Annotated in this window: 1 protein-coding gene; it reads left to right on the top strand. The window is 43.3% G+C overall.

Annotated features, from left to right (window positions below):
- Positions 1-1,367: serpin family protein (locus tag KDK16_RS10485; protein WP_257276032.1), on the top strand; the 1,367-nt coding region annotated here is incomplete at both ends.

The following is a 1,367-nucleotide window of genomic DNA, read 5'->3' on the forward strand; positions in this document are numbered from 1 at the left end:
ATCTTCAGACTCAGTCTGGCAGTACAGGTTCTTTCTGGTTATTGCCTCTCTGTTCTATTTCCTGTTTCTACCCTCGCCAATTCTGGCTGTAACCTGTGAAAAGTGCAACTTCGATTATGATCATGAAACCTACACTTTCTGCCCGCGCTGCTTCCTTCTGAATGATCACCTTCAACATGACACAACTCCTTCCCAATCGGCAACGTCAGTCAACCCTTATTTATATGCTGGTCCGGAAGGGGATGAAAGCTGGCGAGGGATTCAAAGCTGTGACTGCGGGTCTATTTACAGACTTGAAGATTTTTCATCTTGCCCGATATGTCCAATTGGAAATGAGTATCTTCAACTTAACAACACATCTACCCAATGGGCAACACCGGTCAACCCTGATTCAAATCCTGGTGTACAATCTGATGAATCCCAGAGATCTCTACAGCTTGCCATAAATCTTTTTAGCAATGTAGCAGAAGGAATGACTACAAATTTGGTTATCTCCCCTGATGGCCTTTTTCAATCACTGGCACTGATACTCATGGGAGCTACCGGCGAAACTCAGCAATTGCTTCAAAACTGTCTGGGTAAAAGTTTTTCTGAGCAATACGGTGCCGCAGCATCAAGCGCAACATTTTGTGGACAGGACCAATACTGTGTTGCAAATTGCATACTCGTATCCCACGAATCTCAGCTTCAGGAGACTTATCGTGATAGGCTCAGGCAGATAAACGTCGAGATTCGTGATAATGTCAACTTTTCCAACCATGCATCTTTGGAACAACTCGCCCGGGAGCTCAACAAACTATTTTGCGAGTTAACCCGTGGTATGATTCCATTTTTCTGCAACGCCCGCGACTGGGGCTCATCTCATCTCGTAGCACTCATAAATTCTGTTTACTTCATGGGACTTTGGGATAAGCCTTTCAGAACCCGAAGTAAAGGTGAATTTACTTTACCCAATAATCAAAGAGTGATTTTAGATAAATTTTTGAGTGGAGAAATCAGATCTTCCCAATACGCTAGTCAAAATGATTGGCAAGCAGTAACCGTTTTCTACCATGGAGCGCATGAAATGATATTGGTGTTACCCCCGGAAGGAATAATGCCTCAAGAGGTAACGCCAGAAATAATAACAGCATTATTTTCATCATTAGACTCCGAAGAAGCCGATCCATCCAGTTCAACCATCTCTCTCGAACTTCCACCGTTTAAAGTCGATTCGGAAACGGATTTGAACAAAGCTTTAAGTCAGGCAGGTTTAAGTTTCCTTTTTGAAAAGGCCAGTTTGGGAAATATGCTGACTCTCCCTGCACCTCTCAACAGTATGATTTTTAGTCAACATTGTGCCATGGAAGTTAATGAAGCAGGAACCC

It is taken from the genome of Endozoicomonas sp. SESOKO4, from assembly GCF_024606275.1.